This window comes from Pantoea sp. Lu_F5_004 (genome assembly GCF_051136245.1).
Lineage (GTDB): Bacteria > Pseudomonadota > Gammaproteobacteria > Enterobacterales > Enterobacteriaceae > Pantoea > Pantoea agglomerans.
In genome coordinates this window covers 3,462,498-3,488,810 of sequence record NZ_CP194946.1, presented here as the reverse complement: position 1 = coordinate 3,488,810, position 26,313 = coordinate 3,462,498, and the positions used below count along the sequence as shown (strand labels likewise).

The following is a 26,313-nucleotide window of genomic DNA, read 5'->3' as shown; positions in this document are numbered from 1 at the left end:
GGGTTTAAATCGCCACCAGGCCGCGCACACCCTCTGCTTCCATGGTGTCGCCGCGGCCACGCTGCACAATTTCTCCACGCGACATCACCAGATAGCTGTCCGCCAGCTCCGCCGCGAAGTCATAAAACTGCTCTACCAGCAGGATCGCCATATCTCCCCGCTGTGCCAGCTGGCGTATAACCGCGCCGATCTCTTTGATCACCGAAGGCTGGATCCCTTCGGTCGGCTCATCAAGGATCAACAGCTGTGGCCGACAGGCCAGCGCCCGGCCAATCGCCAGCTGCTGCTGCTGACCGCCAGAGAGGTCGCCGCCCCGGCGTGACTTCATCGCCAGCAGCACCGGAAAGAGCTGGTAGATCTCCTCCGGCACTTCACGTGCCTGGGCAGCCGGAAAGCGTGACAGCCCCATCAGCAGATTCTCTTCCACCGTCAGACGCGGAAAGATTTCCCGCCCCTGGGGCACCCAGGCGATGCCAGCCTGCACCCGCTGGTGCGGCTTGCGGCCATTCATGCGCTGCTGCTGCCAGTGAATCTCGCCCGATTTCGCCGGGATCAGCCCCATCAGGCATTTCAGTAGCGTGGTCTTCCCAACGCCATTGCGCCCCAGCAGACAGGTGATTTCGCCAATCTTTACCTCAAACGACAGGCCGCGCAGAATATGACTGCCGCCATAATATTGATTCAGTTCAGTAACCTGTAACATTTCAGCGCCCCAGATAAACGTCGATAACCTGCTCATTGGCCTGCACGTCGCGCAGCGAACCCTCGGCCAGCACCTGACCCTGATGCAGCACCGTCACGTGGTCGGCAATGGTTTCGACAAAGCCCATGTCATGCTCTACCACCATCAGCGAATGCTTGCCCGCCAGGCTGCGGAACAGCTCGGCGGTGTAGTCCGTTTCGGCATCAGTCATGCCCGCGGCCGGTTCATCCAGCAGCAGCAGATGCGGCTCCTGCACCAGCAGCATGCCGATCTCCAGAAACTGCTTCTGGCCATGCGACAGCAGGCCCGCGCGACGCTGGCGTTCGCCGCCCAGCCGCAGCAGTTTCAGCACCTCATCAATGCGATCACGCTGTTCACCGCTGAGGCGGGCGCGCAGGCTGGCCCAGACCGATTTATCGGCTTTGAGCGCGATCTCCAGATTTTCGAACACGGTTAACGCCTCAAACACCGTGGGCTTCTGGAACTTGCGGCCGATCCCGGCGCGGGCGATCTCCACCGGTGAGAGACGGGTCAGATCGCTGTCCTGGTCGTAGATCACCCGGCCGGTATCGGGCCGGGTTTTGCCGGTGATCACATCCATCAGCGTGGTTTTGCCCGCGCCGTTGGGGCCGATCACGCAGCGCAGTTCCCCGACGCCAATCTGCAGCGAAAGATCGGTCAGCGCCCGGAAGCCTTCAAACGACACGCTGATCTTCTCCAGTTGCAGCACCGGATCGCGCTGCACCCGATGGCGATCCGCCAGCTGAGTTTGGGTAAACAGGACATCACTCATTTTTTCCTCCGGCGCAACAGGCCAATCACGCCGTGCGGCAGAAACAGCGTGACCAGGATAAACATCAGCCCCAGGAAAAAGAGCCAGTATTCGGGAAAGGCGACGGTGAAGAAGCTGCGTGCGCCGTTAACAATCGCCGCGCCCAGCAGCGGGCCAATCAGCGTGCCGCGTCCGCCCAGCGCCACCCAGATCGCCGCTTCAATCGAGTTGGCCGGTGACATCTCACCCGGATTGATAATGCCGACCTGCGGCACATAGAGCGCCCCGGCCAGGCCGCACAGCACGGCGGAGAGCGTCCAGACAAACAGCTTGAAACCGCGCGGGTCGTAACCACAGAACATCAGGCGGTTCTCCGCATCCCGCACCGCAGTCAGCACACGGCCAAATTTGCTGCGCGCCAGGGCGAAGCCGATCGCCAGGCTCAGCAGCAGCAGCAGCACCGTGGCGATAAACAGCCCGATACGGGTGGTGGTTGCCGTCACCGAAAAGCCGAGCAGGGTGGTAAAGCCGGTAAAGCCATTGTTGCCGCCAAAACCGGTTTCGTTACGGAAGAACAGCAGCATCCCGGCGTAGGTCAGCGCCTGGGTCATGATGGAGAAGTAGACGCCTTTGATCTTCGAGCGAAAGGCAAAAAAGCCAAAAATCAGCGCCAGCAGGCCCGGCACCAGCATGCTCAGGCAGAGCGCCCAGACGAAATAGTCGGTGCCGGTCCAGAACCAGGGCAGTTCACGCCAGGAGAGAAAGGACATAAAGGCGGGTAAACCCTCGCCTGCGGCCTGGCGCATCAGATACATGCCCATGGCATATCCACCCAGGGCGAAAAAGAGGCCGTGGCCCAGCGACAGCAGTCCGGCGTAGCCCCACACCAGATCCAGCGCCACCGCGACCACCGCGTAGCAGAGGATTTTGCCGACCAGCGTCAGGGTATAGGTGGAGATCGCCAGCGGATGCGTGGCGGGCAGCAGCGCCAGAAACGGCATCACCAGGAGCGCCACGGTAATTGCCAGGCCAATGCTGATGGTCAGGCGCGGCGCGGTGCGCGCCACGCGAAGCGTGATGGGTTGCGTCATCAGTCAGTCACCCTTCCTTTTACCGCAAACAGCCCCTGCGGACGTTTCTGAATAAACAGTACGATAATCACCAGAATCAGGATCTTGCCCAGCACGGCGCCAATCTGCGGCTCCAGCACTTTGTTGAGAATGCCCAGGCTGAACGCGGCAACCACGGTGCCCGCCAGCTGACCGACGCCACCCAGCACCACTACCAGGAACGAGTCGATAATGTAGCCCTGGCCCAGCTCCGGTCCGACGTTACCGAGCTGCGACAGCGCCACGCCGCCCAGCCCGGCAATGCCCGAGCCGAGTCCAAACGCCAGCATATCGACGCGGCCGGTCGGTACGCCGCAGCAATCCGCCATGGCGCGGTTCTGGGTCACGGCGCGCACGTTCATGCCAAGGCGGGTCCGGTTAAGCAGCAGCCAGGTGAGCGCCAGCACAAACACCACAAACAGGATCACCGCAATGCGGTTCCACGGCAGCACCAGATTGGGCAGCAGCTGCAAGCCACCCGAAAGCCACGCCGGATTCGCCACCTCCAGGTTTTGCGCCCCGAACAGCACCCGCACCAGCTGGATCAACATCAGGCTGATCCCCCAGGTGGCGAGCAGCGTCTCCAGCGGACGGCCATAGAGATGGCGGATCACCGTGCGTTCCAGCGCCATGCCGATGGCGGCGGTAACCAGAAAGGCGACCGGCAGTGCCAGCAGCGGATACCAGGCTAAATAGTGCGGCGCAAACTGCTGAAACAGGCTCTGTACCCACCAGGTGGCGTAAGCGCCGAGCATCAGCATTTCACCGTGCGCCATGTTGATCACCCCAAGCAGGCCATAGGTGATCGCCAGGCCCAGCGCGGCCAGCAGCAGGATGGAACCCAGCGACAGGCCGCTGAAGGCCTGCCCCAGCAGATCGCCCCACATCAGCCGTTTCTGAATCTGTTGCAGACTTTCCGCCGCGGCGGCCCGCACCGTGGCGTCCGGTTCATTCGCGGGCTGAGTCAGGCGTTGCAGGCTGGCCTGCGTATTGGGATCGCTGGACTCACCCAGCAGTTTCACCGCCCGCAGACGCACCATCGGCTCGCCATCTGCCAGTTGCAGGTTCGCCAGCGCCAGCGCCAGTGCGGCATGGACCCGGCTGTCCTGCTCGGCGGCAAAACGCTGCTCCAGCAGCGGCAGCTGGTCGGCAACGCCCTCACTTTGCAGCTGCTGCGCTGCGCGCAGACGCAGGGTCGTATCAGTGCTGACAAGCTGGTGGGCGGCCAGCGCATTGTTAACCAGCACGCGCAGGCGATTGTTCATAAACAGCTTTTTCAGGTTTCCCGTGGGCTGCGCCACCGCATCCAGCGGCTGCAGCGTGGATCCCTGCTGGCTGAACGGCTGTTTATTCTGGTCGATGACCACCGTTTCGGCATGCAGCGCTTCCAGCAGCGGCAGGCGATGGCTGTCCGGTGCGGCGGCCCACTGTTGCAGCAGCGTGGCCTGCTGACTGCGGCTGGCGGCGGCAAAGTCAGCCGCCGGTCCGGCACTGGCCAACAGCGGCATCAGCAGCAGCAGGCTGAAAAAGCAGCGACATAGATTCATAAAAGGAGCCTCGTCAGGGGAGGGCAGCACGGCCGGGTGCCGTGCTGCCGCTTCACAGCGGGTGACGCTGCGTATCTATCAGCAACCCGCGATTACTGCGCGGTTTTCACCGGGTGATCGGGTTTTTTGTCGTTACCGGCAATGTACGGGCTCCACGGCTGCGCACGTACCGGCTGATCGGTCTGCCACACCACGCTGAACTGGCCGTTCTCTTCCACTTCGCCAATCATGACCGGCTTATGCAGATGATGGTTGGTCTGATCCATGGTCAGGGTAAAGCCGTCCGGCGCTTTAAAGGTCTGACCGGCCATCGCCGCCCGCACTTTGTCCACATCCGTGGTGCCCGCTTTTTCCACCGCCTGCGCCCACATATGAATGCCAACATAGGTCGCTTCCATCGGGTCATTGGTGACGACGGTGGCGGCGTTCGGCAGGTTATGTGCTTTGGCATATGCGCGGTAGTCGGCGACAAACTTCGCGTTGGTCGGATTATCGATCGACTCGAAATAGTTCCAGGCGGCTAACTGACCCACCAGCGGTTTAGTGTCGATGCCGCGCAGCTCCTCTTCGCCCACCGAGAAGGCGACCACCGGAATGTCAGTGGCTTTGATCCCCTGGTTCGCCAGCTCTTTGTAGAACGGCACGTTGGAGTCGCCGTTGATCGTGGAAACCACTGCCGTTTTGCCGCCAGCCGCAAACTTTTTGATGTTGGAGACAATGGTCTGGTAGTCGCTGTAACCAAACGGCGTGTAGACCTCTTCGATATCTTTATCCGCCACGCCTTTGCTGTGCAGGAAGGCGCGCAGGATCTTGTTAGTGGTGCGCGGATAGACATAGTCGGTGCCGAGCAGGAAGAAGCGTTTCGCGCTGCCGCCATCTTCGCTCATGAGATACTCCACGGCCGGAATCGCCTGCTGGTTAGGCGCAGCGCCGGTATAGAAGACGTTGGGGGACATCTCTTCCCCTTCATACTGCACCGGGTAGAACAGCAGGCCGTTCAGCTCTTCAAATACCGGCAGCACCGATTTGCGCGACACCGAGGTCCAGCAGCCAAACACCACCGCCGCCTTATCCTGAGTCAGCAGCTGCCGCGCCTTCTCGGCAAACAGCGGCCAGTTAGAGGCAGGATCGACCACCACCGGCTCCAGCTTTTTCCCCAGCACGCCCCCTTTGGCGTTGATCTCATCGATGGTCATCAGCGCCACATCCTTCAGCGGCGTTTCTGAAATCGCCATAGTGCCGGAGAGCGAATGCATGATCCCCACTTTGATGGTGTCAGCCGCCTGCGCACTCCAGGCGAACCCCATGCTGACAACGGTGGCGGAGAGGGCGAAAGCCTTGATCAACGAACGTCTTTTCATCATCTGAAACCCCTGAGTAGTTGTTGTGTTATTCGGTGAGCTGGAGCCGGGCCTGCTGAAGGCGGTGCAGCGTGATCTTTCTGACCTCCGCCTTACTCACGGCGATGTGATCGGTCAGGATGCGTTGCGCCTCGGCGGTCTGCTGCTGAAAAATCGCCTGTAAAATCTGTGCATGTTCCTGCCAGGTGGCAAAGATGCGATCGTCACGAGTGAAGTCGAGCCGGCGGATAATGCGGATCTTCTCGGTGAGTTCGGCGTGAATGCGTGCCATCTCCGGATTACCTGCTGCTGCCACCAGCGTCATGTGAAACGCTTCGTCATGCTGCGACACCACCAGCCCTTCGGTAAGCGGCTCCGCCTCGCACCAGAACTGGTTCAGTTCGTTTAACAGCGCGGCACACTGCGGCGCAGGCAGGGCGCAGAGGCGTTTGACCGCCTCGCACTCCAGCACGGTGCGCAGGTCATACAGCGATTCGAACCAGGCGAAATCGAAGTTCTTAATCTGCCAGCCGCTGCGAAACCAGACTTCGACAAAGCCTTCGCGTTCCAGCCGGAACAGCGCCTGACGGACCGGGGTGCGGCTGACCGCCATCCGTCCGGCGATTTCGCTTTCGCTGAAGCGATCGCCGGGCATCAGGCGAAAGGCGAAGATATCGTCCTTCAGTGCCTGATAAACCCGTTCCGCCAGCGCTTCCGGGCGGGCTTTAGGGGAGTGGGGTTGCGTTGTCATTACCGCTCCTTATTCCAGCCACAGCAGGTTATCGCCAGGACTGACCGGACGGCCCGCCTGGCAGGCAATCCGCGTCACACGACCGGCCTGCGGGGCTACTATCGCCAGCTCCATCTTCATCGCCTCTACGATAATCAGCGTCTGCCCGGCGCTGACCTCGTCGCCCGGCTGCACCAGCACTTTCCAGATGTTGCCATTGAGATCCGCCTGCACCGCCAGCCCGTTCTCCTCCTCTTCGCTGACGCTGGCGCGCGTTTCATCCTCCGGCGGCGCGTTCTGCTCCTCCTGCGCCCATAGCTGCACTTCCTGTTCAAAGGCGGCGGCCTGGCGCTGGCGGAACGCTGCAATTTCAGCGGCGTGGTCGGCGAGGAACTGCTGGTGGGCGGCAAAATCAAACTGCGTCTCTTCAATACGCAGGCTGGCGCGGCCTTCGCGGAAATCTTCGCGCAGCTGGGTCAGTTCGGTTTCACTCACCGGATAGAAGCGCACCTGATCGAAGAAGCGCAGCAGCCACGGCGCATCGGTAGCGAACTGCGGGTTTTTCAGGAAGGTATTCCAGATGGGCAGCGTGCGGCCCACCAGCTGATAGCCGCCGGGCGAATCCATGCCGTAGATGCACATGTACATGCCGCCGATCCCTACGGTGCCTTCGGCGGTGAAGGTGCGCGCCGGACTGTATTTGGAACTCAGCAGGCGATGACGTGGATCGATCGGAACGGCACAGGGTGCGCCAAGGTAGACGTCGCCCAGCCCCAGCACCAGATAGCTGGCGTTAAACAGAGTGTCGCGCACCTCATCGCGGCTGCTTAAGCCATTAATCCGCTGGATAAAGTCCACGTTGTCAGGCAGCCAGGGGGCGCTGGCACGCACCGTCTCCTGATAGCGGCTGACGGCACCCAGCGTGGCGCTGTCTTCAAATGCCATCGGCATCCACACCACGCGGGAGGGCACTTTCAGCGTGCTGACGTCGCCCAGCGTCGCTTCCAGCGCCAGCAGCAGCGACATCAGCCCGGACTGGTGAATGATACGGCTGTCGTAGCGCACCTGCAGCGAACGCACGCCAGGCGACAGCTCTTCTACGCCAGGCTCCGCCTGCGCCGTCAGCGCATTCATCAGCAGATGGACACGCAGACGCAGCGCCAGATCCAGTACGTTGTCGCCATACTCAATCAGCACATATTTGTCGCCCGCCTGGCGATAGACCACTTTCGGCGTGCTGGCGGTGGCCTCCAGAGCGGCCAGAATCGTGGCGGAGCCGTGGGCAGTTTCGGCCAGTGACGGCACGGCAAACGTGGGCGGATGCTCAGGCCGCAATGTCTCAATCAGATGCATCTGCGCTTTTTCCCGCGCCAGCGCATCGTCTGCGGTGATGGGGTGGAAGCGGATGGTGTCGCCAGGTTTAACCTGGCCCACTTTCCACAGCTCGGCTTTGGCGATAGTCACCGGACAGACAAAGCCGCCGAGGCTTGGGCCGTCGTGCGTCAGGATCACCGGGAAGTCGCCGGTAAAATTGACCGCGCCAATGGCATATTCACAGTCGTGAACGTTGGAGGGATGCAGGCCCGCTTCGCCGCCGTTGGCGCGGGTCCAGGTCGGTTTCGGGCCGACCAGCCGCACGCCGAGGCGGTTGGAGTTGTAGTGCACCTGCCAGTCACTGGCAAAAAACGCATCGATGGCGGCCTGGGTGAAGAAATCCGGTGCGCCGTGCGGGCCGTAAAGCACGCCGATGCGCCACTCGCTGCCGTAGTGCGGAATCAGCGCCGCATCGAGCGGCTGCGGATCGCTGACCGGGGCAGGCGTGGTGCAGGCTGCCCGCTCAGGCTGGGAGATCGCCAGCATATCGGCAACCCGCAGGGTGCGTCCGGCGTGACCGCCAAACTGGCCCAGCGAAAAGGTGCTGCGGCTGCCAAGATACTCCGGCACGTCGAAGCCGTTACGCACTGCCAGATAGCTGCGGCAGCCCGTCCGGGCGCGTCCCAGCGCCAGAGTCTGTCCCGCTTTCACCGCCAGCGGCTGCCAGTAGCTGACCGGTTCGCCCTCCAGCGTGGCATCGCAGTCAGCACCGGTCAGCGCCACGATGGCATCACAATGGAAACGCAGCGTCGGCCCCTGCAGGGTAAATTCCAGCCCCGCCGCCGCGTCATGATTACCGGCGATGCGGTTAGCCAGCCGGAAAGCGAAGTCATCCATCGGGCCGGAAGGCGGCACGCCGATATCCCAGTAGCCGAGGCGGCCAGGATAGTCCTGAACAGAACTGAAGGTACCGGGTTGCAACACTTCCACCACGGAGGAGGCAGGCACCACGCTGTCAAGGTAACGCGTCCAGACGTTGCCGCTGCGAAACGCGTCGCTGGCGGTAATCTGGCGCAGATAGTCGAGGTTGGTGGCGATACCGTGCAGCTGAGTGGCATCCAGCGCATGGTGAAGTTTTTCCAGAGCAGCATCGCGGGTGTCGGCATGCACGATCAGTTTGGCGATCATCGGATCGTAGAAGCTGGAGACCTCGCTGCCGGTTTCGATGCCGCTGTCGACCCGCACGCCGTCAGGGAAAGTTACGCCGGTTAGCAGGCCGGGGCTGGGCTGAAAGTTCTTCAGTGGATCTTCCGCATAGAGCCGCACTTCAATGGCTGCGCCCTGCGGCGACTGCTGCAGACGTGACCAGTCAACCGCATCGCCCGCAGCCACCTGCAACATGCACTCCACCAGATCGAGTCCGGTGACGCACTCAGTGACCGGATGCTCCACCTGCAGGCGGGTGTTCACTTCCAGAAAGTAAAAGGCCTGCTGGTCAACGTCGTAGATATACTCCACGGTGCCTGCGCTGCGGTAGTTCACCCGCTCGCCGAGCCGCACGGCCGAGGCGAGCAGGGCATCACGCGTCGCCGGAGACAGACCGGGCGCGGGCGTCTCTTCCACCACCTTTTGATTGCGGCGCTGCAGTGAGCAGTCGCGTTCACCCAGTGCGACCACAGTGCCGTTACCGTCACCAAAAATCTGCACTTCTACGTGGCGGGCGCGATCGATGCAGCGCTCCAGAAACACGCCCGCATCACTGAAGAACTGCTCGCCAAGACGGCGTACGCTCTCCCAGGCGCTGGCGAGCGCACCGGCGTCGGCGCAGCGCGTCAGGCCAATACCGCCGCCGCCCGCCGTGCTTTTCAGCATCACCGGATAGCCGATCTTATCGGCCGCCTGCATCGCCTCCTCCAGCGACGCAAGCAGCGGTGTACCTGGCGTCATCGGTACACCCGCACTGGCTGCCAGCTCACGGGCACGGTGTTTAAGGCCGAACTCACCAATCTGCTGCGCGGTGGGGCCGACAAAGGCGATGCCCGCCGCTTCGCAGGCTTCGGCAAACGGCTGGCTTTCTGAAAGAAAACCGTAGCCCGGCCAGATAGCCTGCGCGCCGCTCTGCTGAGCCGCCGCCAGAATTTTGTCGATGCGCAGATAGCTGTCGCTGGCCTTATCGCCGCCCAGCGCAATAGCGATATCCGCCTGCTTAACGTGCTGCGCGTTGCGGTCAGCATCTGAATAGACCGCGACACTTCTGACGCCCAGGCGCTTCAGGGTCCGAATGGCGCGACAGGCAATTTCGCCGCGGTTGGCAATCAGTAAGGTGGTGAACATAATCAGTGACTCCCCTGTGATGCCAGCCAGTTGCGCCAGCCGCCCGTCTCAGTAATCTCCAGCGCGTTGTTCAGCGCCGCACCTTCGCAGATAAAGCCTTTCACCACCCGGCCATCCGCCAGCGTCAGGCTGCCGATGCCCAGCGGTGCGGGAATCTCCGCCACAAACTCACCAAAGCGCGCCAGCGGGATATCCCACAGCTCCACGGTGATAGCGGCGCCCTGTTCGTCACGCATCAGGCCGGGTTTTTTGATCGCGCCCTCCAGCAGGGCAAACAGGCGATAGTGTGGCGCGGTCTTCGTCTCTTCCACCCAGACGGCATGGCGATCGGTGAGCTGGAAATTAAGCGGCATTCCGGTGAGATGCGCGCCCACTACCGCCAGCCGGACATGGTCGGCGGAGGCGGGCAGGCTGGTACGCCAGGCAGGGCAGGGCTGGCCGGTCGCGCCCAGCGGCAGGGCGAGCTGCTGCTGCCAGCGAATGCCAAATTCAGCCAGCGCCCGATCGTGCCAGGCGGGCGCAATCAGCGTGATGCCTGCCGGGAGATCGTCATTGCGAAACGGTGCGGGCAGCGCCAGCGCGGCGAGGTCGGCAAGGTTGGTAAAGTTGGTATAGGTGCCGAACTGCGAGTTGTAGTGAATCGGCTCCTGCTTCATCTCCTCCAGGGTATGAATCGTGGGCGAGGTCGGCACCACCAGCGCGTCAAACTGTGCCAGCGTCTGCTGAATCTGGCGCGTCAGTTCGGCTCGCAGATACTCCGCCTTATAGGCATCGACTGCGCTGTATTTCAGGCCGCTGGCGATAATCTCGTGTACCACCGGATCCATCTCCGCCGGGCGATCAAGCATCCCGCCCACCGCCGCCGTGCGTTCAGCGACCCAGGCACCGTAGTAAAGCTGTTCAGCCAGCTTCCGGAACGGGGTGAAGTCGATGGGGTGCAGCGTCACGCCACCCGCCTGCAACGCCTCCAGCGCCTGGTCCCAGGCGGCTTCGGCGGCGGCATCATCAAAAAACTCCGGGTTCAAAGGTACAGCAAAATGGGGATGGACGGGCAGGCTGGCCGGGGCGGTGCGCGGATTAATGCGCGAATAGGCGTCACCGGCATCATAGCCACCCATGACGCTGGCAACGCTAAAGGCATCTTCTGCCGTCAGCGCAAACACGGAAATCGTGTCGTTGAGGCGGCAGGCGGGCACCACGCCGCGTGCAGAGAACCAGCCCTTGGTCGGTTTCAGTCCGACAATATTGTTAAAGCCCGCCGGAACGCGGCCCGATCCCGCAGTATCGGTGCCCAGTGAAAAGGCGACCAGCCCGCGCGCCAGCACCGACGCGGAGCCGGAGCTGGAGCCGCCACTGACGTAATCGGCATCAAAGGTGTTACTGACCGCGCCAAACGGGGAGCGGGTGCCCACCAGGCCGGTAGCGAACTGATCGAGGTTAGTTTTGCCGATGACTATCGCGCCGGCGGCTTTTAGCCGGGCGACCGCTACCGCGTCTTCGCTGGCGGTATAGGTAAAGGCGGGGCAGGCGGCGCTGGTCGGCCAGCCCGCCACATCAATGTTGTCTTTGACGGCGAAGGGAACACCAAACAGCGGCAGCGAGCCGGGATCGCGCTGATAGTGCGCCAGCAGGGGCTCAATCTGTGCCGCTAACTGCTCCGGTGTCGCCAGATAAATCCAGGCATTATCCTGAGGATCGAGTGCCGCCAGGTGTGCGCTCAGCAGCGAAGTAATCTGTTGCGGCGCCTGCTGATAGCGCTGCTGCCAGGCGTGAAGCGTCAGGCCAAAGGTTGAAGTCATACGAAGAATTCCAGCTGGTATACAAGATGGAATTCAACAGAGCAAAGGCTGTGCCACTTTTTTAACGCAATGATTCAACAGTTTAATGCGTGCAGTGATAAGATTTTCTGATGATAATTTGCACAATTACGGCGCGCACGCTGAGCGATGACGGTGCGTTTACCTTTCGTGTGCGTAAATTTTGTGAAGAACATGGCAAGAGTACGGTGGCCTGGTTAGCATGAAGACTGTCTGGCAACTCGCCGGCCCCAGCAACAGAGGAGATTTACGTGGTGAAGTGGCGTAACTGGATAATAGGGATCTGCATGGCCGGCACGGCCAGCAGCGCATGGGCCGATTCGCTTGATCAACAACGGCAACGTTATCAACAAATTAAACAGGCCTGGGACAGCAATCAGATGGCCACCGTGGATCAGCTGTTGCCCACGCTACAGGATTATCCGCTCTATCCTTATCTGCAATATCGCCTGCTGGCACAGGATCTCGATCAGGAGACCACCCTGGCGGTACAGAACTTTATTCGCCAGTATCCAACGTTGCCACCCGCGCGTTCGCTCAGCACACGCTTTATTAATGTGCTGGCTTACCGACAGGACTGGCAGGGTGTGCTGAACTTCAGTCCGACCGAACCTAAGCCGGTGCAGGCACGCTGTAACTGGTATTACGCCAAATGGGCTACCGGTCAGCAGCAGGCCGCGTTTGACGGCGCGAAGCAGATCTGGCTGCGCGGCACGGCGCTGCCCGCGGACTGCGATAAGCTCTTTTCGGTCTGGCAGGCGTCCGGTCAGATTTCGCCGATTACGATCCTGGAGCGTATCCGGCTGGCGATGAAAGCAGGCAACGACAGCCTGGTGAGCTATCTGGCGAAAACGTTGCCTACTGACTATCAGACCATGTCTGACGCGATACAGGCTCTGCAGCAGGATCCGTTAACGGTCAGCACCTTCGCCAGCGCCGTCGGGCCAACCGACTTTACCCGCCAGGCGACGATTTACGCCTTTACGCGTGTGGCGCGGCAGGACATGGAAAATGCCCGCAGCCTGATTCCGATCCTGGTCCGGGCGCAGAAGATGGGACCGGAAGATGAGCAGGCGCTGAAAGAGATTGTGGTCTGGCGCATGATGGGCAGCGATCTCACGTCTGAGCAGGCACGCTGGCGCGATGCGGTGGTGATGAACAGCGAGTCCACCGCGCTGGTAGAACGCCGGGTACGACTGGCACTCTCTCAGCATGACCGACGCGGCCTCAACACCTGGATCGCCCGTCTGCCGCTGGAAGCCAAAGAGAAAGATGAGTGGCAGTACTGGCAGGCCGATCTGCTGTTTGAGAAAGATCGCAAAGAGGAAGCGGAAGAGATCCTGCGCAAACTGATGCAGGCGCGTGGCTTCTATCCAATGGTGGCCGCGCAGCGGCTGGGCGTTGACTACCCGTTGCAGGTGGATGAAGCGCCGAAGCCTGACAGTGCCACGGTGCAGGGACCGGAGCTGGCCCGCGTTCGCGAGCTGATGTACTGGGGTCTGGATAACCTGGCGCGCAGCGAGTGGAGCAACCTGATCGGCAGCCGCACGCACACGCAGCAGCAGATGCTGGCGCGCTACGCCAATGAGCAGGACTGGTGGGATCTCAGCGTACAGGCGACCATCACTGCCAAAATGTGGGACAGCCTGAAAGAGCGTTTCCCGCTGGCGTGGCAGAGCGTCTATGAGCGCAACACCGCGGTGAAGCAGATCCCGCCGAGCTATGCGATGGCGATTTCGCGTCAGGAGAGCGCCTGGAATCCGAAAGCGCGTTCACCGGTCGGCGCCAGCGGTCTGATGCAGATTATGCCTGCCACGGCGGCGCATACCGTGAAGATGTACAACATCCCTGGCTACAGCAACACCAGCCAGCTGCTCGATCCGGAAACCAATATTCAGATCGGCACCCAGTATCTGGAATATGTCTATCAGCAGTTCAACCAGAACCGGATATTCGCCTCGGCGGCCTACAATGCCGGGCCGGGCCGGGTGCGAAGCTGGCAGAAAACCAGTGCAGGCAATCTTGATGCCGTCGCGTTTATCGAGACCATCCCGTTCTCTGAAACGCGTGGCTATGTGAAGAATGTGCTGGCGTACGACGCCTACTATCGTCACTTCATGGGCAAGCCTGACAAGATCCTGTCAGATGCTGAGTGGAATCGCCGTTACTAGCTGTGCTAAGCTTCCGTACTCTTTAGCGAGTACGGAAGCCTCTTCATGACCCATTCTGATTCCCCCTCTACCGATGCGCATCCGGCAGAAGATAGCTGGCAGCGCTTTGTTGTGCTGATGCAGCAGGCCTTTGCTGATGGTCATGCGCTGCCACTGATGCAACTGATGATGACGCCCGACGAGCGGGAAGCGTTCGGCACCCGTCTGCGGATTATCGAAGAGTTAATGAACGGCAAGATGAGCCAGCGCGAGCTGAAAAATGAGCTCGGCGTTGGCATCGCGACCATTACCCGTGGCTCGAACAGCCTGAAAGAGGCGCCGCCGGAGCTGAAACGCTGGCTGGAAGCGCGTCTGGGACGCGCCTGATCACTGCTGGTAAAGCGGATGGATGAACGGGCAGAGCGCCAGAATCAGTGCCTGATGATAGACACTGGAGCGGCTGAGCAGGCCGTTTGTGAACGCCCCGATAGCGCCACCCTGGTGTTTGATATTTTCGATGCCGGTTAACCGCGCCATCTCGTCGCCCAGCTCCCGCCCTTCACGCAGACCCGCCAGCACCACCGGCGGCAGGGTGAAACTGGCCGAGCGCGATTCGCCGCGCTGCTTCTGATTTTCTACCACCATCCAGGCAAACGCGCTGTCATCTTCGATACCCGCCTCAATCGCTACCCAGAACGCCGCTTCTGGCCGGACCTGCCGGGCATTCATTACGCGCTGACGTGCGCCAGTTCGCGTTTCGAGATGAGTTAACGGTTGTGCTGCTACGCCGCTATCGACCTCGACCCCTTCAATATGGCAGGATCCCTCGCCGAAAACGTCGTTGAATGCCTGAGCAATCGCATGAATTTTCGCTGGATTGGTGGTGGCTGCGACAACATGGTACATAATTGGTTGAACCCTCAGGTGATTAAGCGCCTGGCCTATCGGGCTGTTTGATTTGTCATTCTGAACCCGGGCAGTGCTCACAATCCTCACGTACTTCCTGTACGCGCCGGATGTTTCGCGCTCTCCGTGTGCAGACTGACTGCAACAATGACGCCTGATGGGGTAAGCTCTAAAGCGATTTTTGTCGCAGTATAACGGAAACTAACATGCTACAGGTCTATCTTGTTCGTCACGGTGAAACGGTATGGAATGCGGAGCGTCGCATTCAGGGTCAGTCCGACAGTCCGCTGACGGAAAAAGGTGAGCAGCAAGCCTGGCAGGTGGGTGAGCGCGTGAAACATCTGGGCATTACGCACATTATTGCCAGCGATCTGGGGCGTACGCGCCGCACTGCAGAGATTATTGCGGATGCCTGCGGCTGCTCAGTAACGCTTGATCCGCGGTTGCGTGAGCTGAATATGGGGGTGCTGGAGAAGCGTCCGCTGGATGGCTTAACCGCGGAAGAAGAGCAGTGGCGTGCCACGCTGGTCAACGGCACCGAAGGGGGCCGTATTCCTGAAGGGGAGTCGATGACTGAGATGGCGACGCGCATGCATGCCGCGCTGAATGCCTGTCTTGATCTTCCAGCCGGAAGCCGTCCACTGCTCGTCAGTCACGGTATGGCGCTGGGGGCGCTGGTCAGCACGATTCTCGGTCTGCCCGCCTATGCGGAACGTCGTCTGCGTCTGCGCAACTGCTCACTCTCACGTGTCGATTATCAGCAGAGCGCCTGGCTGGCAGAAGGCTGGATTGTCGAGACGGCGGGGGATATTTCCCATCTGGATGCGCCTGCACTCGACGAGCTTCAACGCTGATTTAACTGAGGCTGCCGTCGCGATGACGGCAGCCTTAACGTCAGCTGGCTACGGTCTGGCGGCGAATGGGAATCAGATATTCGCAACGGATCTCGGTCGGTGGCTCAGCGCGTTTTTTACCGCCATCGGTATAAAACCGTTCGATGTCCTGTCCCTGACGACGGGTCAGCCCCAGCGTTGGCATGCAGGTGCCATAGAGCAGCAGAATAAACTCCTGCAGATTAACGCGTGGGCCGGTATAGGTGAACTGCACGTAGTCGCCCGCTTCCAGAATCACGCTCTGGCCGGAGTGCAGATTGACCGCGCTGTCAGCAGGCACCGCCGTGGTGTAGAGGATCTCCTGCTCGTCATCTTTTTCCTGGCTGGCTCGCACCTGATGCAGGCCATACAGCACCGGCGGCACCGTGTCGGTTTCCAGCAGGAACTGCTTCCAGAAGTGCATACGCATCTCGTCGCGGTAGCTGGAAATCTGCTCCAGAATACAGGTATAACTTTGGGTTTGTCCCACCAGCACCGTTTCCGGCAGGGTGACGTAAGCCGGTTCCGGCTGCGTCTCATCGTCCAGTCGAATAGGGGGACGGATACCGAACGAGTTCCATTCGGAAGAGCGGCGATACCACGCTGGTGTCTGAGCAAACTGTTTTTTGAATGCGCGAGTAAAAGTCTGTTGTGAATCAAAACGATACTGCAGTGCGATGTCCAGAATCGGGCGGCTGGTCAGGCGCAGCGCCACGGCGGCTTTAGACAGACGACGCGCACGAATATAGGCACCTATTGCGTGTCCGGTTACGTCTTTAAACATCCTCTGTAAATGCCATTTAGAGTAACCGGCTTTCTGGGCAACATTGTCCAGTGAAAGGGGTTGATCCAGATGGCTCTCCAGCCAGACAAGCAAATCGCGAATGATACCGGCTTGGTCCATAAAACATCCTCATACTCTGGTGGTGCAGCTAAACGCATTCGAAGAATATTAGCACTCATTGCTCAAAAGACGTGGGCCGTTTTCCGGGGAAGGTTGTGCTAAATCAGTACGGGCTTCAACCCGTTTTGGTTTGGTCATTAACTCGATTAACAGTACATTACATTCTCATCTATTCCATTTGCAATGGTAACTCCATGACAATATTCCGACTTATGATCGCTGCGCTGACCACGCTGACCTTTTCCAGCCCGCTGTTTGCCGAACAGATTGGCTCTGTTGATACGGTATTCAAGATATTCGGGCCTGACCACAAGATTGTCGTTGAGGCTTTCGATGACCCGGACGTTAAAAATGTAACCTGTTATATCAGCCGGGCGAAAACCGGGGGTATTAAAGGCGGACTGGGTCTGGCAGAAGATACCTCTGATGCCGCGATTTCCTGTCAGCAGGTGGGTCCGGTCGAACTGAGTGATAAAATCGCGCAGGGCAAAGCAGAAGGTGAAGTGGTATTCCGCCAGCGCACCTCATTGATCTTCAAGAAGCTGCAGGTTGTACGCTTCTTCGACAAAAAGCGCAACGCCCTGGTCTATCTGACCTATTCCGATAAAGTGGTTGATGGCTCACCGAAAAATGCGATCAGCGCCGTGCCGATTATGCCGTGGCACTGATTATGCCGTCACACTAAGGACAAAAAAAACGCCCGCAGGGGCGTTTTTTATTTGCCGCGTCTGACAGGGGCTTAATCCTGCAGGTCACCGCAGAAGCGATAACCTTCACCATGAATGGTGGCGATGATCTCTGGCGTGTCCGGCGTTGATTCGAAATGCTTACGAATACGACGGATGGTGACATCGACGGTGCGATCGTGTGGCTTGAGGTCGCGGCCGGTCATTTTTTTCAGCAGATCGGCACGGGTCTGAATTTTGCCCGGGTTTTCGCAGAAGTGCAGCATGGCGCGGAACTCACTGCGTGGCAGTTTGTAGTGCTCGCCGTTCGGGTTGATCAGTGAACGGCTGTTGATATCCAGCTCCCAACCGTTGAACTTGTAGCTCTCCACCTGACGACGCTCTTCGCCTGGCATGGCCAGATTCATGGTGCGCGACAGCAGGTTGCGGGCACGAATAGTCAGCTCACGTGGATTAAACGGTTTGGTGATGTAGTCGTCAGCGCCAATTTCCAGACCAAGAATTTTATCGACTTCGTTGTCACGGCCGGTCAGGAACATCAGGGCGACATTGGCCTGCTCACGCAGTTCACGGGCCAGCAACAGGCCGTTTTTACCGGGCAGGTTGATGTCCATGATGACCAGGTTAACGTCATTGTCGGTCAGCACCTGATGCATTTCAGCACCATCAGTCGCCTCATACACCACATAACCTTCCGCCTCAAAAATACTCTTGAGGGTATTACGCGTGACCAGTTCGTCTTCAACGATAAGAATGTGCGGGGTCTGCATGTTTAGCTACCTAAAATTTGCCAACAAATTGAAAACAGGGCGTACAGCGGTATGGCGTTCTCCATCATCGAGAGCGGCGGGCCGCGCTGAACCGTTGTACGAAATCATATTTTGATAAGCCATCTATCAACGTCAACAACAGTATTAGCTCAGCCAGTCAGGATGAAAATTGCATGCCCCGGGCGTTAATGATAATGGCGCATATCCTAACTGTATTAACAGCAACCTAACAGCACCAACTACAACCGATAAGCATAAAAACAACGCTTCGTTGACTTATATCAAATGCAATTGTAGCACGTTAACACTTTTGTGAAAAACTTCTCGCAGATTGCCTGTTTAGCTCACAAAAAGCATCATTTTCGTTACATTTTTTACGCAGCAGGACCAAAATAAAACCCGCCGGAAATCACATTCTATCTCTTTGAAGTTAAATGGATTAATAATGTTTTCTTTAATAAGGCTGGTTTCAGTGATAAAAAGATTCAGGCCATCACTTTTAACCAGTTTTAACATGGTTAACACTGGATTTTCTTATTACCTTCTGGCGACTGAATCATTAACAGCCATGTTAATATGGCGTTATGTTAATGGACCAATGGAATAAATATGCTTTTTCCCCTGATTCTCGTCTCGCCCGCGCGGCCAGAAAATATCGGCGCTGCGGCGCGTGCCATGAAAACCATGGGATTCAGCCAGCTGCGCATCGTTGCCAGTGACGCCTGGCAGGATCCCGCCGCGCGCCGGGTGGCACATGGTGCCGGCGAAATTCTCGACAACGTTCAGACCTTTGCAACCCTGGCCGACGCGTTAGCGGACATCGATTTTTCGGTCGCGACCACCGCGCGCAGCCGGGCAAAGTTTCGTTATTACGCCACACCGGAGCAGGTTGAAACGCAGCTGCTGGAGAAACGCCAGTGGGTAAACAGTATGGCGCTGGTGTTTGGCCGCGAAGATAGCGGGCTGACCAACGAGGAGCTGGAGCAGGTAGACCTGCTGACCGGCATCCCGATGGCGAATGACTATCCTTCACTCAATCTCGGACAGGCGGTGATGGTCTACTGCTATCAGCTGTCGAAGCTGAATCAGGTTGAGGCACCAAAAGCCTCTGCGGCGGATGGGCAGCAGTTGCAGGCGCTGCGTCAGCGTTTCCATCAGCTGCTGGCGCAACTGGAGGTCAGTGATGATGAGAAGCTGTCAGACTGGATCGATCAGCGGGTGGGTCTGCTGGAACAGCGCGACAGTGCGATGCTGCATCGTCTGCTGCACGATATTGAAAAAAAACTCACAGATAAATCCTCGGCAAAAAGCTGATTTTACAGCAACAGATCGCAGAGAATTTCTGCATCGCAAACGATCGAACAGCGTTTTACGGTTTCACCGGTGGCTGTGCGCAGTGGTGGAAATCTGTCCGCCGGACAAATCGGGTTGACTTAATGTGCGCTTTGCTTTACTTCTGGAAGCAAGACGGACAGACAAAAACAGACAGAAAATAAATCTAAATGCGTAAAATCAGCCTGAACACCACAATTATTACCACCACCATTACCACAGGTAACGGTGCGGGCTGACGCATACAGGAAAAACAGAAAATAAGCCCGCACCTAAACAGTGCGGGCTTTTTTTTCGGCTTAAATTCAGGAGAGTTTATATTATGCGAGTGCTGAAATTCGGCGGGACCTCGGTAGCGAATGCGGAGCGGTTTCTTCGCGTCGCTGACATTCTGGAAAGTAATGCGCAACAAGGACAGGTTGCAACCGTGCTCTCTGCGCCAGCAAAGATCACTAACCATCTGGTGGCGATGATTGAAAAAACCATCAGTGGTCAGGATGCTTTGCCGAATATCAGCGACGCCGAACGCATCTTCAGCGAGCTGTTGCTGGGACTGGCTGACGCGCAGCCGGGCTTTGAGTACGATCGACTGAAAACCCGCGTTGACCTGGAGTTTGCGCAGCTGAAGCAGGTTCTGCACGGTATCAGCCTGCTGGGACAGTGCCCGGACAGCGTCAACGCGGCGATTATCTGCCGCGGTGAAAAACTCTCGATTGCGATCATGGAAGCGCTGCTGCAGGCGCGCGGCCATGAGGTCAGCGTGATCGATCCGGTAGAGAAATTGCTGGCGGTTGGCCACTACCTTGAATCTACTGTCGATATCGCTGAATCAACCCGCCGTATTGAAGCGAGTCAGATTCCGCCGCAGAACATGATCCTGATGGCGGGCTTCACGGCCGGTAACGAGCGAGGCGAGCTGGTCGTACTGGGCCGTAACGGTTCTGACTATTCAGCCGCTGTGCTGGCCGCCTGTCTGCGCGCCGACTGCTGTGAAATCTGGACTGATGTGGATGGCGTCTATACCTGCGATCCGCGTCAGGTGCCGGATGCGCGCCTGCTGAAGTCGATGTCCTATCAGGAGGCGATGGAGCTCTCCTATTTTGGCGCCAAAGTGCTGCATCCCCGCACCATCGCGCCCATTGCCCAGTTCCAGATCCCCTGTCTGATCAAAAACACGGCCAATCCGCAGGCACCCGGCACTCTGATTGGAGCAGAAGGCGAACAGGATGAGAACCCGGTAAAAGGCATCACCAACCTGAATAATATGGCGATGGTCAACGTCTCCGGTCCTGGCATGAAAGGGATGGTCGGGATGGCGGCCAGAGTCTTTGCGGCGATGTCGCGCACCGGCATCTCGGTAGTGCTGATTACCCAATCCTCTTCCGAATACAGCATCAGTTTCTGCGTGCCGCAGAGCGAGCTGGCGCGCGCGCGTCAGGTGCTGGAGGAGGAGTTCTATCTGGAGCTGAAAGATGGCCTGCTGGATCCGCTGGATATCATTGAAAACCTGGCGGTGATTTCGGTGGTGGGCGATGGCATGCGCACGCTGCGCGGCATTTCAGCCAAATTCTTCTCGGCGCTGGCGCGCGCCAATATCAATATTGTGGCGATTGCTCAGGGCTCCTCCGAGCGTTCAATCTCGGTGGTGGTGAACAATGATGAAGTGATCACCGGGGTTCGCGTGGTGCATCAGATGCTGTTCGCCACCGATCAGGTGATCGAAGTGTTTGTGGTTGGCGTTGGCGGCGTCGGCGGCGCGCTGCTGGATCAGTTACATCGCCAGCAGGCGTGGCTGAAGAAAAAGCATATCGACCTGCGCGTCTGCGGCATCGCTAACTCCCGTGCGCTGTTAACCCACGTCCACGGCATCGATTTAAGCAACTGGCAGGCGGCATTAGGCGAAGCGAAAGAGCCGTTCAATCTAGGTCGTCTGACCCGTCTGGTGAAAGAGTATCACCTGCTCAATCCGGTGATTGTGGATTGTACTTCCAGCCAGGCGGTCGCCGATCAGTATGCTGATTTTCTCAGCGAAGGTTTCCATGTGGTGACGCCAAACAAAAAGGCCAACACCTCATCCTGGAATTACTATCAGCAGATGCGTGCCGCCGCTGCCAAATCGCGGCGTAAATTCCTTTATGATACCAACGTCGGCGCCGGACTGCCGGTGATCGAAAACCTGCAGAACCTGATGAACGCCGGTGATGAGCTGCTGCGCTTCTCCGGCATCCTCTCTGGCTCGCTGTCCTACATCTTCGGCCAGCTGGATGACGGAATGTCACTGTCGCAGGCGACAACCATGGCGCGTGAAATGGGCTTTACCGAGCCTGATCCGCGTGACGATCTCTCCGGCACCGATGTGGCGCGTAAACTGCTGATCCTGGCCCGTGAAGCGGGTCATCAGCTGGAGCTGAGCGACATTGAGATTGAGCCGCTGCTGCCCGCCAGCCTGACTGAAATCCAGGACATTGAGCAGTTTATGCAGCGTCTGCCTGAGCTGGATAACTCCTTTGCCGCCCGGGTTGCGCAGGCGCAGGATGAAGGCAAAGTATTGCGCTACGTTGGCGTAATTGAAGAGGGTGGCATCTGCAAAGTGAAGATCGACGCCGTCGACGGCAACGATCCACTCTTTAAGGTGAAAAACGGCGAGAATGCGCTGGCGTTTTACAGCCGCTACTATCAACCGATTCCGCTGGTGCTGCGCGGATACGGTGCAGGAAATGATGTCACAGCGGCTGGTGTTTTTGCCGACCTGCTGCGGACGCTGTCATGGAAGTTGGGAGTTTAATCATGGTAAAAATTTACGCACCGGCCTCGATTGGTAACGTCAGCGTCGGCTTCGATGTGCTGGGCGCGGCGGTTTCGCCGGTAGATGGCTCTCTGCTGGGTGACTGCGTCTCCGTGGAAGCGGCAGAGCAGTTTTCACTGACCAACGCCGGACGTTTTGTCAGTAAGCTGCCCGCCGATCCAAAAGAGAATATTGTTTACCAGTGCTGGCAGCGTTTCTGCGAGGAACTGGGCAAAGAGATCCCGGTGGCGATGACGCTGGAGAAGAACATGCCCATCGGCTCCGGGCTGGGTTCCAGCGCCTGCTCGGTGGTGGCCGGTTTAATGGCGATGAACGAGTTTTGCGGCAAGCCACTCAGCGACAGCACGTTACTGACCCTGATGGGCGAGCTGGAAGGGCGAATCTCCGGCAGCGTGCACTATGATAATGTCGCCCCTTGCTTCCTCGGCGGCATTCAGCTGATGCTGCAGGAGAATGACATTATCAGCCAGGCGGTGCCGGGCTTTGATGACTGGCTGTGGGTAATGGCCTATCCGGGCATTAAAGTCTCAACCGCAGAAGCGCGCGCCATTTTACCGGCACAGTACCGCAAAGAGGACTGCATCAGGCATGGCCGTTTGCTGGCCGGTTTCATTCACGCCTGCCATACGCGTCAGCCGCAGCTGGCAGCTAAACTTATGCAGGATGTGATTGCCGAACCTTACCGGACCCGGCTGCTGCCAGGCTTCACCGAGGCGCGGCAGGCCGCGAAAGATATTGGCGCACTGGCGTGCGGTATCTCAGGCTCTGGTCCGACACTTTTCGCCGTTTGCAATCAGATGGAAACGGCACAGCGGATGGCTGACTGGCTGAGCCAGCACTATCTGCAGAATGATGAAGGCTTCGTCCATATCTGCCGTCTCGACACGGCTGGCGCACGACAATTGGGATAACGCATGAAACTCTATAATCTTAAGGATCACAACGAGCAGGTCAGCTTCGCCCAGGCGGTGAAACAGGGTCTGGGTTCGCAGCAGGGTCTGTTCTTTCCGCTGGAACTGCCGGAGTTTGAACTGACCGACATCGATGCGATGCTGGAGATGGATTTTGTCAGCCGCAGCAGCAAAATTCTCTCGGCTTTCATTGGTGACGAGATTCCGGCCCAGCAGCTGCATGAGCGTGTTAAAGCCGCTTTTGCTTTTCCGGCCCCGGTGAAAGCCGTCAGCGAAGATATCGCCTGTCTGGAGCTGTTCCACGGCCCGACGCTGGCGTTTAAAGATTTCGGCGGCCGTTTTATGGCGCAGATGCTGTCGTATGTCTCAGGCTCAGATGAGCAGATCACGATCCTCACCGCCACCTCCGGTGATACCGGTGCGGCCGTGGCGCATGCCTTTTACGGCATGAAGAACGTGCGCGTGGTGATCCTCTATCCGCAGGGCAAAATCAGTCCGCTGCAGGAGAAACTCTTCTGTACCCTGGGCGGCAACATCGAAACCATCGCTATCGACGGCGATTTCGATGCCTGCCAGTCGCTGGTGAAACAGGCGTTTGATGATGAAGAGCTGAAGCGGGCGATTGGCCTGAACTCGGCTAACTCCATCAACATCAGCCGCCTGCTGGCGCAGATCTGCTACTACTTTGAAGCAGTCGCACAGTTGCCACAGGAAAAACGTAATCAGCTGGTGGTGTCAGTGCCGAGCGGCAACTTTGGTGATTTGACCGCCGGTCTGCTGGCGAAATCGCTGGGCCTGCCGATCAAACGCTTTATCGCCGCCACCAACGCCAACGACACGGTGCCGCGCTTCCTGGGCAACGGCGAGTGGCAGCCCAACCAGACGGTCTCTACGCTGTCGAATGCCATGGATGTCAGCCAGCCTAATAACTGGCCGCGTGTGGAAGAGCTGTTCCGCCGTAAAACCTGGCGCTTAACCGATCTGGCCTGTGGTGCGGTCTCGGATGAGACCACGCGCGCCGCCATGCGTGAACTGGCTGAGATGGGCTATATTTCCGAGCCGCATGCCGCCATCGCCTGGCGTCTGCTGCGCGATCAGCTGCAGGAAGGGGAGTATGGTGTGTTCCTGGGAACCGCGCATCCGGCGAAATTCCGCGAAAGCGTGGAAGCGATCCTTGAGCAGACCCTGACGCTGCCGCCGGAGTTAGCGGAGCGCGCCGACCTGCCGCTGCTGTCGCATCAGATGAAGGGTGATTTCGCCTCGCTGCGGGCGTTCCTGCTGAAGTAAAGCTGTGAAAGGCTTCCCGGTTGCGGGAAGCCTGTTTGTGGAAAGCAGAGGGCGCGGGGTGTTACTGCTCCGCGCGCTTAAAGACCAGCTCGCTCTCGCTGCTGCTGGCTGCATCAAAACGATAGCCATCCAGATCAAACGCCTTAAGCTGTTCCGGCTTTGTCAGGCGCTGCTGAATCACATAGCGACTCATTAATCCACGCGCCTTTTTGGCATAGAAGCTAATCACTTTGTAACTGCCATTCTTCTCATCGAGGAACACCGGCTTAATCATCTGTGCCTGCAGCGTCTTCGGCTTAACCGCCCGGAAATATTCGTCCGAGGCGAGATTGATCAGCACCTCATCACCCTGTTCCGCCAGCGCAGCATTCAGCGTTTCAGTGATGAGATCGCCCCAGAAGGTGTAGAGATCTTTGCCCGCCGGATTCGCCAGGCGAATGCCCATCTCCAGACGGTAAGGCTGCATTAAATCGAGTGGACGCAGCACGCCATACAGGCCCGATAACATACGCAGATGCTGCTGAGCAAAATCGAAATCCTGATCGCTGAAGGTCTCTGCCTGTAAACCGGTGTAGACATCACCTTTGAACGCCAGAATTGCCTGACGGGCATTCTGAGGGGAAAAATCGGGCTGCCAGCTGTTAAAACGCTCGGCATTCAGGTGCGCCAGTTTGTCGCTGATGCCCATTAACGAGGCGATGCTGGCGGGTGACAGCTCGCGCGCAATTTCAATCAGCTGTTGTGACTTTTCTAACAGCGCAGGCTGGGTGAAACGCGATGTCGCCAGCGGGCTTTCATAATCCAGCGTCTTGGCGGGAGAGATCACCATCAACATAGTTGCTTCCTCGGTTAATGCCTGGTTTAACAGGGCATTGGCTGCTTATCAGGCTTCGCAGTGTATCAAAAAAGCCGCAAAGAATGACGAATCACACCTATTTGTTCGCGCTATCGTAAACGGCATTCCCTGACCTTGCGCCACCGTTGCCGCGTGATATTATCGCAACAGCCTTTTTTCACACTGACAGTTAACTAAGAGAAAAGAACATGACGGACAAACTTACCTCCCTGCGTCAGCTCACCACCGTAGTAGCCGACACCGGTGATATTGCAGCCATGAAGCTGTATCAGCCACAAGACGCCACCACCAACCCTTCTCTGATTCTCAACGCCGCGCAAATTCCTGAATACCGTAAACTGATCGATGAAGCGATCGGCTGGGCGCGTGAGCAGAGCAGCAACAAAGAAGAGCAGCTGCAGCTGGTTTCTGACAAGCTGGCCGTGAACATTGGTCTGGAAATTCTCAAACTGATCCCAGGCCGCATCTCGACGGAAGTGGATGCGCGTCTCTCTTACGACACTGAAGGCAGCATCGCCAAAGCCCGCAGCCTGATCAAACTCTACAATGATGCCGGTATCAGCAACGACCGCATCCTGATCAAACTGGCCTCTACCTGGCAGGGCATCCGTGCTGCAGAGCAGCTGGAAAAAGAGGGTATCAACTGTAACCTGACGCTGCTGTTCTCCTTTGCTCAGGCGCGTGCCTGTGCTGAAGCGGGCGTGTTCCTGATCTCTCCGTTTGTTGGCCGTATCCTCGACTGGTACAAAGCCAACACCGACAAGAAAGAGTATGCCGCGCACGAAGATCCAGGCGTGGTTTCAGTTTCTGAAATCTACAACTACTACAAGCAGCACGGCTATGAAACCGTGGTGATGGGCGCCAGCTTCCGTAACGTCGGCGAAATCATCGAGCTGGCTGGCTGTGACCGTCTGACCATTTCTCCTGCGCTGCTGAAAGAGCTGGCGGAGAGCGAAGGCACCCTGGAGCGTAAACTGAGCTACAGCGGCGAAGTGAAAGCGCGTCCGGCCCGCATGACCGAGTCTGAGTTCCTGTGGCAGCACAACCAGGATCCGATGGCGGTTGCGAAGCTGGCAGAAGGTATCCGCAATTTTGCCGTTGATCAGGGCAAACTTGAGAAGATGCTGGCAGAACTGCTGTAATCCGTTGACCGTGGCGGCGCAGGCT

The 26,313-nt window shown here is 58.5% G+C and carries 22 protein-coding genes and 1 other annotated feature; of the genes, 10 read left to right on the top strand and 12 right to left on the bottom strand.

Going from position 1 to position 26,313, the window contains the following annotated elements; translation table 11 throughout:
- Positions 1-4: 4 nt before the first annotated feature.
- The 8 genes from urtE to atzF all read right to left on the bottom strand — a co-directional run bounded on the left by urtE (position 5) and on the right by atzF (position 11,648).
- Positions 5-703, bottom strand: coding sequence for an urea ABC transporter ATP-binding subunit UrtE (urtE, locus tag ACR8BN_RS16250; RefSeq protein WP_010253632.1), 699 nt, complete (start codon positions 701-703; stop codon positions 5-7).
- Between the two features lies 1 nt (position 704).
- Positions 705-1,496: an urea ABC transporter ATP-binding protein UrtD gene (gene urtD / locus ACR8BN_RS16245; RefSeq protein ID WP_163638379.1), complete on the bottom strand. Its 792-nt coding sequence runs from the start codon at positions 1,494-1,496 to the stop codon at positions 705-707.
- Complete coding sequence (gene urtC / locus ACR8BN_RS16240; RefSeq protein ID WP_109652432.1) at positions 1,493-2,566, bottom strand: urea ABC transporter permease subunit UrtC; 1,074 nt, start codon at positions 2,564-2,566, stop codon at positions 1,493-1,495. The genes urtD and urtC overlap by 4 nt, the downstream gene beginning before the upstream one ends.
- Positions 2,566-4,131 (bottom strand): urea ABC transporter permease subunit UrtB, encoded by a 1,566-nt coding sequence (gene urtB / locus ACR8BN_RS16235; protein ID WP_039386423.1) that lies wholly within the window; start codon positions 4,129-4,131, stop codon positions 2,566-2,568. Before urtB ends, urtC begins: the two co-directional genes overlap by 1 nt.
- Before the next feature lie 92 nt (positions 4,132-4,223).
- Entirely contained in the window at positions 4,224-5,492 is a 1,269-nt protein-coding gene (urtA, locus tag ACR8BN_RS16230) for an urea ABC transporter substrate-binding protein (RefSeq protein ID WP_031292851.1), read from the bottom strand.
- 28 nt (positions 5,493-5,520) lie between these two features.
- Positions 5,521-6,222: a GntR family transcriptional regulator gene (locus ACR8BN_RS16225; RefSeq protein WP_031593301.1), complete on the bottom strand. Its 702-nt coding sequence runs from the start codon at positions 6,220-6,222 to the stop codon at positions 5,521-5,523.
- Between the two features lie 9 nt (positions 6,223-6,231).
- Positions 6,232-9,849, bottom strand: a complete 3,618-nt coding sequence (gene uca / locus ACR8BN_RS16220) for an urea carboxylase (RefSeq protein WP_434747109.1) — start codon at positions 9,847-9,849, stop codon at positions 6,232-6,234.
- Between the two features lie 2 nt (positions 9,850-9,851).
- Positions 9,852-11,648 carry an allophanate hydrolase gene (gene atzF, locus ACR8BN_RS16215; protein ID WP_031594481.1) on the bottom strand — a complete coding sequence of 599 codons (1,797 nt, stop codon included), beginning with the start codon at positions 11,646-11,648 and terminating at the stop codon, positions 9,852-9,854.
- Positions 11,649-11,917: 269 nt separating this feature from the next.
- Here atzF and sltY point away from each other — a divergent pair, with 269 nt between their 5' ends.
- The gene (gene sltY, locus ACR8BN_RS16210; protein WP_033756501.1) at positions 11,918-13,837 is read left to right on the top strand and encodes a murein transglycosylase; all 1,920 of its coding nucleotides are present in this window, start codon (positions 11,918-11,920) and stop codon (positions 13,835-13,837) included.
- Positions 13,838-13,882: 45 nt separating this feature from the next.
- The gene (gene trpR, locus ACR8BN_RS16205; protein ID WP_031594483.1) at positions 13,883-14,203 is read left to right on the top strand and encodes a trp operon repressor; all 321 of its coding nucleotides are present in this window, start codon (positions 13,883-13,885) and stop codon (positions 14,201-14,203) included.
- Here the strand turns inward: trpR and yjjX are convergent, their stop codons facing one another.
- Positions 14,204-14,722 carry an inosine/xanthosine triphosphatase gene (gene yjjX / locus ACR8BN_RS16200; protein ID WP_010671697.1) on the bottom strand — a complete coding sequence of 173 codons (519 nt, stop codon included), beginning with the start codon at positions 14,720-14,722 and terminating at the stop codon, positions 14,204-14,206.
- Between the two features lie 206 nt (positions 14,723-14,928).
- Between yjjX and gpmB the strand changes: the two genes are divergently transcribed.
- Positions 14,929-15,576, top strand: a complete 648-nt coding sequence (gpmB, locus tag ACR8BN_RS16195) for a 2,3-diphosphoglycerate-dependent phosphoglycerate mutase GpmB (RefSeq protein ID WP_010253664.1) — start codon at positions 14,929-14,931, stop codon at positions 15,574-15,576.
- Positions 15,577-15,616: 40 nt separating this feature from the next.
- On the opposite strand, the gene robA is transcribed toward gpmB, so the two are convergent.
- Positions 15,617-16,498 carry an MDR efflux pump AcrAB transcriptional activator RobA gene (gene robA / locus ACR8BN_RS16190; RefSeq protein ID WP_031594485.1) on the bottom strand — a complete coding sequence of 294 codons (882 nt, stop codon included), beginning with the start codon at positions 16,496-16,498 and terminating at the stop codon, positions 15,617-15,619.
- A gap of 194 nt (positions 16,499-16,692) precedes the next feature.
- On the opposite strand from robA, the gene creA reads away from it, so the two are divergent.
- Complete coding sequence (creA, locus tag ACR8BN_RS16185; protein ID WP_010253671.1) at positions 16,693-17,166, top strand: protein CreA; 474 nt, start codon at positions 16,693-16,695, stop codon at positions 17,164-17,166.
- 71 nt (positions 17,167-17,237) lie between these two features.
- On the opposite strand, the gene arcA is transcribed toward creA, so the two are convergent.
- Complete coding sequence (arcA, locus tag ACR8BN_RS16180; RefSeq protein WP_010253677.1) at positions 17,238-17,954, bottom strand: two-component system response regulator ArcA; 717 nt, start codon at positions 17,952-17,954, stop codon at positions 17,238-17,240.
- Between the two features lie 609 nt (positions 17,955-18,563).
- Between arcA and ACR8BN_RS16175 the strand changes: the two genes are divergently transcribed.
- The 5 genes from ACR8BN_RS16175 to thrC all read left to right on the top strand — a co-directional run bounded on the left by ACR8BN_RS16175 (position 18,564) and on the right by thrC (position 24,290).
- Positions 18,564-19,268 (top strand): tRNA/rRNA methyltransferase, encoded by a 705-nt coding sequence (locus ACR8BN_RS16175; protein WP_069025805.1) that lies wholly within the window; start codon positions 18,564-18,566, stop codon positions 19,266-19,268.
- Between the two features lie 188 nt (positions 19,269-19,456).
- Positions 19,457-19,525 (top strand): thr operon leader peptide, encoded by a 69-nt coding sequence (thrL, locus tag ACR8BN_RS16170; protein ID WP_071591720.1) that lies wholly within the window; start codon positions 19,457-19,459, stop codon positions 19,523-19,525.
- Positions 19,464-19,582: a sequence feature (Thr leader region), on the top strand. (Overlaps the previous gene by 62 nt.)
- Positions 19,583-19,608: 26 nt before the next feature.
- On the top strand, positions 19,609-22,071 hold the full coding sequence (gene thrA / locus ACR8BN_RS16165) for a bifunctional aspartate kinase/homoserine dehydrogenase I (RefSeq protein ID WP_434747108.1): 2,463 nt from the start codon (positions 19,609-19,611) through the stop codon (positions 22,069-22,071).
- A 2-nt stretch (positions 22,072-22,073) separates the two neighbouring features.
- Complete coding sequence (gene thrB / locus ACR8BN_RS16160; RefSeq protein WP_031593945.1) at positions 22,074-23,003, top strand: homoserine kinase; 930 nt, start codon at positions 22,074-22,076, stop codon at positions 23,001-23,003.
- Positions 23,004-23,006: 3 nt separating this feature from the next.
- Positions 23,007-24,290, top strand: coding sequence for a threonine synthase (gene thrC, locus ACR8BN_RS16155; RefSeq protein WP_069025808.1), 1,284 nt, complete (start codon positions 23,007-23,009; stop codon positions 24,288-24,290).
- A gap of 61 nt (positions 24,291-24,351) precedes the next feature.
- Here thrC and yaaA read toward each other — a convergent pair whose 3' ends face one another.
- Positions 24,352-25,125 (bottom strand): peroxide stress protein YaaA, encoded by a 774-nt coding sequence (yaaA, locus tag ACR8BN_RS16150; protein WP_039386446.1) that lies wholly within the window; start codon positions 25,123-25,125, stop codon positions 24,352-24,354.
- A 209-nt stretch (positions 25,126-25,334) separates the two neighbouring features.
- On the opposite strand from yaaA, the gene tal reads away from it, so the two are divergent.
- Entirely contained in the window at positions 25,335-26,288 is a 954-nt protein-coding gene (gene tal / locus ACR8BN_RS16145; protein ID WP_013356716.1) for a transaldolase, read from the top strand.
- Positions 26,289-26,313 lie beyond the last annotated feature (25 nt).